Annotated in this window: 6 protein-coding genes and 2 pseudogenes; 6 read left to right on the forward strand and 2 right to left on the reverse strand. The window is 35.5% G+C overall.

All coding sequences use genetic code 11. From position 1 onward, the window contains the following. Window positions 1-219: 219 nt before the first annotated feature. From AFK68_RS21640 to AFK68_RS37175, 5 genes and pseudogenes are all read left to right on the forward strand, one after another. Window positions 220-387 (forward strand): annotated as a pseudogene (locus AFK68_RS21640) (porphobilinogen synthase); the annotation flags it as partial. Between the two features lies 1 nt (window position 388). Then, window positions 389-1315 (forward strand): porphobilinogen synthase, encoded by a 927-nt coding sequence (hemB, locus tag AFK68_RS21645; RefSeq protein ID WP_143438126.1) that lies wholly within the window; start codon window positions 389-391, stop codon window positions 1313-1315. A gap of 1814 nt (window positions 1316-3129) precedes the next feature. Further along, complete coding sequence (locus AFK68_RS21650; protein ID WP_094674985.1) at window positions 3130-3543, forward strand: AbrB family transcriptional regulator; 414 nt, start codon at window positions 3130-3132, stop codon at window positions 3541-3543. 33 nt (window positions 3544-3576) lie between these two features. Further along, window positions 3577-3752 (forward strand): annotated as a pseudogene (locus tag AFK68_RS21655) (AbrB-like transcriptional regulator); the annotation flags it as partial. 516 nt (window positions 3753-4268) lie between these two features. Next, entirely contained in the window at window positions 4269-4445 is a 177-nt protein-coding gene (locus tag AFK68_RS37175; protein WP_168186596.1) for a hypothetical protein, read from the forward strand. A 508-nt stretch (window positions 4446-4953) separates the two neighbouring features. Here the strand turns inward: AFK68_RS37175 and AFK68_RS21665 are convergent. Beyond that, entirely contained in the window at window positions 4954-6015 is a 1062-nt protein-coding gene (locus tag AFK68_RS21665; protein WP_094674987.1) for a mevalonate kinase, read from the reverse strand. 18 nt (window positions 6016-6033) lie between these two features. Then, on the reverse strand, window positions 6034-6777 hold a 744-nt coding region (locus AFK68_RS21670), incomplete at its 5' end, for a hypothetical protein (protein ID WP_210407549.1). Between the two features lie 733 nt (window positions 6778-7510). Between AFK68_RS21670 and AFK68_RS21680 the strand changes: the two genes are divergently transcribed. Then, a complete protein-coding gene (locus AFK68_RS21680) occupies window positions 7511-7717 on the forward strand; it encodes a hypothetical protein (RefSeq protein WP_094674993.1) in 207 nt (68 codons plus the stop codon). Window positions 7718-8625 lie beyond the last annotated feature (908 nt).

Raw genomic sequence — 8625 nt, forward strand, 5'->3', positions numbered from 1 at the left:
AGCAAAACGTCCCTACACTCCCCTACCCTGAAATAGATAAAGTTTTTGAGAAATGGTATTATATGATGTCCGGTAGCATCGGTATTGTAAGGTCAGGGTAAGGAAGAAGGAAGAAGGAAGAAGGCTTTAGTTATCTAGGAGAGAAGGTTTAAAAGCCTGAAAAAACTTAAATTTCCTATAGATACTCATGCTTGGGTTTACACAAACGATACCAGCGGACATGATATTATCTATCCCTTGTTTGCTGTACCAGGAGAAAAAGTAGCTAATGAAGTAAAGTCAATGCCAGGAGTCTATCAATTGTCAGTAGACAAAATTGTTGAGGAAGCGAAGGAAGTTTATGATTTAGGAATTCCTGCAATTATCTTGTTTGGCATTCCTGAAGATNATAGATACTCATGCTTGGGTTTACACAAACGATACCAGCGGACATGATATTATCTATCCCTTGTTTGCTGTACCAGGAGAAAAAGTAGCTAATGAAGTAAAGTCAATGCCAGGAGTCTATCAATTGTCAGTAGACAAAATTGTTGAGGAAGCGAAGGAAGTTTATGATTTAGGAATTCCTGCAATTATCTTGTTTGGCATTCCTGAAGATAAAGACACTGAAGCTACAGGAGCTTGGCATGATTGTGGTATTGTCCAAAAAGCTACAACCGCCGTCAAAGAAGCAGTACCAGATTTATTCGTTATTGTCGATACTTGTCTGTCTGAGTATACCGATCATGGTGACTGTGGTTATTTGGAAGCAAAAGACTTAACAGGTCGTGTGTTAAACGATCCTACCTTAGAATTGCTGAAAAAAACTGTCGTTTCTCAAGTTCAAGCAGGTGCTGATGTAATTGCGCCATCTGGTATGATGGATGTCTTTGTACAAGCAATTAGGTCAGGTTTAGACCAAGCAGGGTTTGAAAGTATTCCGATTTTATCTTATGCTGCTAAGTATGCTTCCTCATATTATGGACCATTTCGAGATGCTGCTGACTCTGCTCCTCAGTTTGGCGATCACAGAACCTATCAAATGGACCCACCAAATGGTACAGAAGCTCTCAAAGAAATTCAGCTAGATATTGCTGAAGGAGCGGAACTGCTGATGGTAAAGCCTGCTTTAGCCTACATGGATATTATTTGGCGAGTGAAGGAAGCTACAAATTTACCAGTAGCAGTTTACAATGTATCGGGAGAATATTCAATGATTAAAGCTGCTGCATTAAATGGCTGGATAGATGAGCAAAAGGTAGTTATGGAAACTATGACAAGTTTTAAACGTGCTGATACTGATCTGATCCTAACTTACCGAAAAATAAAGGTTTAAAGCCTCTACTTTCAAGGAGAAACAAGCGGTCGTTTGCGGAGCATTCCGGAACGGAAAGTTTAGCGTTCCGCAAAACGCGTAATTAGCAGCATTCCGTCAGGAAAGTTGTGCGCCAGCTAAACGCCATATTCAATCGACCAAGAGAGAAAAAATTTTCCTTTTATTCAATCCTATCCGTTTTTAGGGAGAGGTAATTATCAATTATCCATTACCCATTATCCATTATTGAATAATATCGTATCTATCTAGCAACTAGGCAGAAGTTGACACTAAATAACTGGCTCAGAATTTGTCGGTTTATCTCAAAATACATTTTTGTAACATTTTTTTTTCACGCTTGGTATAAATCCTATTCATATCAAATCACAGAGTCAGTAGAGAGAGAAAATATAACACGTCTAAAATTTCCAAAATTTTCACTAGAGATTAATACCAAGTTCAAAAAATACTGCTACATTAAGTTTTTTTTAGCAGTTAGAGGAAACCTCAGTTTGGCAATACTAGAAAATTAAACAGCGTTCAAAAAATACTGCTACATTAATTTTTTTTAGTAGTTAGAGGAAACCTCAGTTTGGCAATACTAGAAAATTAAACAGCATTGTTTTTTTCCACTCCCTATTCCTAATTCTCTACTCCCTATTCCCACTATACATGAATTTGATAGAACTATTCTAATAATTTGTCAAAATTAGATCCGATAATATATACTGGCCAACAAAATAATTTCGTTGTGAGAACTCCCTTTCTGTATTACTAAAGTTGCAAAGTAGGAAAAATTAAGGCATATAGGAGGGAGTAAATTAAGACAGTTAGTACCAGAATCCAGCAATTTGCTTGAGTAGTATGATGATTAACCAATCATTACTGTGGAAAATTGTGATTAATAATGCAATTTTAGCAAAAACTTTAAATTATTATTCAGGCGGATGTCCTAGTTGTTGATAAAAAATTAGGGATGCCTACAGTAGTAGATTAAAACCCGAAAAACCTAGTAGGTCATTTCAATTATCAGTTAACTTTACTTCCTACTGAAGTAGGAGGGTTGAAATAGTGAATTTTATTGTTTTATCCCCTTCGAAGGAGAGGCTTGAGACCTGATTTTATGGTCAATTCAAATAACTGACTAGATAATTTACCGAAAAATAAAGGTATAAAGCCTCTCCTTTCAAGGAGAAACAAAAAAAATTTCCTTTTATTCAATCCTATCCGTTTTTAGGGAGAGGTAATTATCAATTATCAATTATCCATTATCAATTATTGAACCTACACCTGTAACATTTTTCTTTCCTCCACCCGCCTCAAAAAAAATTGTGCAAGAACAATCCTTATAGAGTAAGAACTATTGCAAATTATTTCATAATTTCATCTTAACTAGAAGAGTAAGTTCTACATTAGGGAAATCAAGATTACCTACTTAAATATTAATGGCCTTAGACAATATAATCCTTGAGGAAAATTTTTTTTGCACAATTGATAAATTTCAGTATATATTATTAATAAGCCTAACAATTTTCACTAAAATTGATTTAGTATAGTATTAATAGAGTAAGGAGAATTATTAAGAACTATGGTTGAAAATGCGAAACTCCCACTAACGGGAAAGGCTTTGCTACAAAAAGTAAAAGAANCTCCAAAATTTACTAAGCTGGATGGCCAATTTCAGGCTACACCTTTTCCTGGTTATTCGGTAATTACTCCACCAGGGGAAGAGGACTCAAAAAATATCCGAAAAATATATTATTAATAAGCCTAACAATTTTCACTAAAATTGATTTAGTATAGTATTAATAGAGTAAGGAGAATTATTAAGAACTATGGTTGAAAATGCGAAACTCCCACTAACGGGAAAGGCTTTGCTACAAAAAGTAAAAGAACTTTCTGACTTACCACGAAGAGAAACTGCTAAACGCTGTGGATATTACACAGTCACAAAAAGTGATGATACTCGTGTTAATCTCACAGATTTTTATGATGCACTTTTAGCAGCAAAAGGAGTTCCTTTAGATGCTAATGGTACGAAAGATGGTCGCGGTAGGGAACCAACTTATCGAGTTAGCGTTCATAAGAATGGCCAAATCGTTATAGGAGCTACTTATACTGAAACGATGGGTTTAAAACCAGGAGATGAATTTGAAATCAAGCTAGGATACAAACATATTCATTTGAAACAAGTGGATGATGAAAAAGCTAGTGATACTAATGGTAATGGCTCACAAATAGAAGAATAAGTGGAATGGAGAGTCGGGAATTTTAATTGACTNTTAGCGTTCATAAGAATGGCCAAATCGTTATAGGAGCTACTTATACTGAAACGATGGGTTTAAAACCAGGAGATGAATTTGAAATCAAGCTAGGATACAAACATATTCATTTGAAACAAGTGGATGATGAAAAAGCTAGTGATACTAATGGTAATGGCTCACAAATAGAAGAATAAGTGGAATGGAGAGTCGGGAATTTTAATTGACTGAGATTTAGAGGCTAATTAAACCCTTGAAAATCATTACCTACTTAATGTATCAATATTGTCAAAATTTCCAGATTCTCCCTATTTGTTTCTGGGGCATTGCATAGTTGCGGGATGATTTTGTCAGAGAGCATCAACCATAATCCCCGTTTCTCCGTTTCTCCGTGTCCCCGTGTCAGTCTCAATCATCCCAGTATTCACCAACGCCTGTTTTTGGCTTTAAGGTGAAAATTAACAGGAAAAATCTAGATTCTTATTTATCCTCTAACTGATATAAGTGTTCAGATAAATTGTGGCGCAAAAATAGAGGGATATTTTGTCAATCAGTTAGGCAAATGTTGACTTGGGCGCATTACAGGTTTGAGCTTTTCTTGAAACATAAAGCTGCTGAATACAACAAAATAGTCTTAGATGTAAGTGAAGCTTATACTAGCAAAACCGTTAGCTGGACTGGTGAAATCCTCAACAATTTAGGTAGCCAAAAAATTGTTACTGGTATCGGTTGGTTTCCGCCTCGATCGCGAAGCGGAACGGATTTTCTATCGCGACTTAAATGGAGCGCGTGGAATTTTGATCATGCATCGTGGTAGAAAAATTTTCTACCACATTGGGAGATACTCCCTCAGTAGGTTAATCTTGCTGTGCATTGTTAATAATTGTTAGCACTCATAGTATCGGAAACAAGAAAAACCAACTATTTCCAATATCCAAGAAGGTTGAAATATTAACTGAATCAGGGTTTAGTCATCTAGCACAAAAGTATGGACTTGAGATGACTATCCTGACTAATACCATTTCTCAAAAACTTTTCTACATTTGATTGAGTAGGGGAGTAGGGGAGTGTACGGACGTTGCACAGGCAAAAATGCGTTTTCCGTTCCGGAATGCTCCGCTTTCCATGTCGCGCAGCGATACGTCCGTACGGNTGTCTCAAATCAGCAAAAAGGTAATTCTCCCAAGGTAATTACTTAATAACTGAAGTATTAATCAAGTATAGCATTAATGCATGGGAATTGGTATAACTACTCTGCAAATATGTCGGCGATAACCGAAAACATAATGACAGAAATACCTTATTTTGCCTAAGTTATGAATATTGCTAGTAGAGGGAATGGATACCAAGACTCTACTGGCAGGATGTGAACCCTTAGTAGTATCCCAGATTTAATATTTAGTTGACAACGCCACCTCTAACTACTAATTTCAAACATTGCATTCTAGGAAAATTATCCTTAATTATTTCAATTAGCTTATCTTGACTAGCTGCATCTTTAGCAATAAATTGAGCTGTTCCATCTCCTTGAGACCCTACTCCTTTACCACCCCAAATATATTCTTGGAGAGGTGGATAATTGAGTAATGAGTGCAGTACAGGAGATGTTAATTGTGAAGGACAAGCGGGTATCATATATTTATCAAATTCGGTTTGTGCTTTGACCATCAAGCTACCTATTTTTTCTGCATCCCCTTGTTGCAAGGCTAATGCTGCTTGTTGAGTAATATCAGCATTAATAACCCCAAGATAATGTTGTACATTCTCATTTATGTCATTGAGTTCTTCTGTATAACATTTATTTAATCTAGTCAATATTTCTGTAGTATCTTTGCTAGCACCTAAGTCAACGATCGCGAAAAATAAATCTTTTTTTGGCTGATTAAGTTCGATAATATCTGTTTTTTCCCCATCAAATATCATCATAATTGGCTGCTTACCATAAGCACAAGCTTGGTCCATCCTACCACAACGAGAAGGGGTAGTAACTTCTCCCTGATAAGCTAACTCCATTTCATCTCTAATACTTAGGTTTAAATCATACAATAAGTTAAAAGCTCTAGCCACCAATACACAAATAGCAGCACTTGATGATAGACCTTTTTTAATTGGTAAATCTGTGAAATAATTATCTATTTCTAAACCACCTACTGGATAATTTTTGATAAGTTGATATGCAACTCCAGCCACATAACTAAAAACCCCTCCCCTGCGAGCTTCTGCTAATAATTTTTTTGGCTCCATAGGCAACTTAAATGACTGTATCAGATTGTCATTATTGAAAGTTGTCTTGACAATTAAATCAGTGGGATGGGGTTTGACATCTGCATAAATTCCTTGATTAATTCCTACTACAATAGTATAACCTTTCTCTATTTGGGGGTTAATAAGGCGATACCCTGCTGCCCAGTCACTATGTTCTCCAAATAAACAAAGGCGACCTGGTACAAAAAGTTTCATATTTTTGTTTGCTGATTCCTAATTAGGAGCTTTATCTGCTCTCTGCTTTGCTATATCTAAATTATTTTGATACTCAAGAACTTTTGTTTGTGCTGTTTGATAATTTGGGTCAGACTCTGGCACTTTTTTCATTAGATCGACTGCTTTTTGCCAGTCACTAGCTACTGCATTCCATTCAGATTTTGTTTGAGCTGTCTGAGCTTTTTGGGCAGCACTTTGGGCGCTCGTGACACCAAAATACCAAGGGTTAGAGTCGGCTGCTGTAGTTTCTGTTTTTGGAGTTGGTGAAGTCTGAGGATCGTCAGGAGAAGTTTCTGATGTAGGTTCCTTAGTCTGATTAGCTTCAGTGTTTTCTGACTTTGACTGACTCAGAAATGGTAATGGAAGTGGGAATATTCCACTAAAGTGCAATGCAGCAAGGGCAGCTACTACTGCTAATACACCTCCGAATATTAACGGGATTAAAGGAATCTTCTTTTTTTGAGACTGAGGTTGCTCTGATAAATCATCATCTTCTTCTTCGTATTCTCCTTCCTCGTCGTATTCTCCTTCCTCGTAATAATCTTCATCTGTTTCTGTTTCGTATACAGTTTCCAAGTCTTGATCGAAGTCATCTACAGTTTCTGAAAAATCTTCTCGTTCAGATTCTTCTTCAACTTCGTATGTATCGGGTATTGGTGGCGTACCTAAAAAAAATTCCTCTTCCCAGACTGGTCTACTATCTCCAGTCTGAACACCATATACCTTGACATTGTTAATTGANAATCTTCATCTGTTTCTGTTTCGTATACAGTTTCCAAGTCTTGATCGAAGTCATCTACAGTTTCTGAAAAATCTTCTCGTTCAGATTCTTCTTCAACTTCGTATGTATCGGGTATTGGTGGCGTACCTAAAAAAAATTCCTCTTCCCAGACTGGTCTACTATCTCCAGTCTGAACACCATATACCTTGACATTGTTAATTGATTCAACTCCCAATTTCTCGATTCCAGTTCGGATAAATTCAACAAGAGAAGCTTGTTGATTAGAAATTTGATCCGATTCGAGTTTAACTTCAAGAGAATCATTGTCCTTAGTTACTTGGACATCAATCCCTTTTTTTTGTAGTGAATGATTGATAATTGAGGAGATAACTTTTGGATCTCCTTGTTTAGCAAGTTCCCGCAGATTGTTTGATGTCATGACTAGCGCTCCTTTGGGCTGAAGGGCGAACAGTTAATTTACTTAATTACTATAATCAATTTTGATATTCTTATACCATTTCTTTGTAACAATGCCCTTAATAATTCCCTATTAAAGCTGATTTTTTTGGCACAGATCGCTGCTGAATATTTAATTACAGTTTCAACCCTTATAAATTAGATTTATCAGGAACTTACCATAAATATTTGATGGCAACAAATCAACCTTACTTAATCCCTTCAACTATATTTTATTAAGTGCAGTTTCATTAGGAAATGGTATTTTCGGCAAAGGTGAAAATTTTCACCATCTTAATGGTAGATTCTTTATTTTTCAAAAAATTAGGTTTTAAGTCTCTACCTAAGAAGGGAACTTTGACCCTAGATTTAAACAGGGGGAAAGATATTCAACCGCTCGGATCGGGGTTGCCCAACTGCCAAGAATTTGCAGGATTATCAAAACCTGCTACTAGGTTTTATATTACCAGAAATTATCAATTTTTCACAAGATGGAATGATTAAAATTTGCTTTTTATCTGTCTATACCTTTGGTTGAAAAAATGATTATACTACAAGTCTTAAGAAAATCTCGGACTCCCCTAACTATAGCCAAAAAAGTTATTAAATACTTGAGCTGATTCTAGAATTATGCTGATGTTAACTTTATGAATTTTGAAAAATAGTGATTTGAGATAGGCTAAGTATTGAGCCGTCAGTTATAAGTTATTAACTAATTATCAGACCGAAGGAGGAATTAATCTCCCAGGACAATTAGGATAATTAAAAGTTATGAATGGAATTAGTCATACCGTTTCACGGAATTCAAAAGTCATGCATTAAGATTTTATAGACTCATAACTTTTACGCTACAGTAGTTTCAGGAAATTCTTTCACATCTAAAGTTTGAAACTATAGTCATTCCAAATAAGGATGAAACACTTTTTTGCCTGAAACCCTTTCTAGGTAAACAAACACTCGTCCCAGTCTTATTCAGAATGACTATATTTGTGACATTTTTAAAGTTAATTGGTATCAGCAGCTAATGTTTTTAGTTATTACTTTCAAAAGCTTTTTCCGTATAAAATACTGGCTTATCATACCTAAATGCTTACAAAATGATCTTGAAGATTGAGGATTATTCATTATTAGGAGAGGCAATAAAGCCGGATAGAGTAATTATCAATTATCCATTATCCATTGGTAATCAGGTTGGAATTAATTGTGAAATATTTTTAAGTTTTTTTCCAGTCTATAATTTTTTCTTTTTTGCCTTTCACATACATCCCCATAAATTTAATTATGGCCAGAAAAAACCTGAAGCACAAATATTATATAGCAATCCCAAATAGGTTGTGAACAAAACATTTATTCAATAATTGATAATTGATAATTACCTCTTCCTTTTAGGAAGAGGATTGAATAAAAGGAAA

The organism is Hydrocoleum sp. CS-953 (assembly GCF_002260545.1).
Lineage (GTDB): Bacteria > Cyanobacteriota > Cyanobacteriia > Cyanobacteriales > Microcoleaceae > Trichodesmium.

Bases quoted from the DNA above. Each gene is read 5' to 3' on its own strand.
- AFK68_RS21650 (WP_094674985.1), top strand. From the start codon at position 3,130: ATGGTTGAAAATGCGAAACTCCCACTAACGGGAAAGGCTTTGCTACAA.
- AFK68_RS21680 (WP_094674993.1), top strand. From the start codon at position 7,511: ATGGTAGATTCTTTATTTTTCAAAAAATTAGGTTTTAAGTCTCTACCT.
- AFK68_RS21665 (WP_094674987.1), bottom strand. From the start codon at position 6,015: ATGAAACTTTTTGTACCAGGTCGCCTTTGTTTATTTGGAGAACATAGT.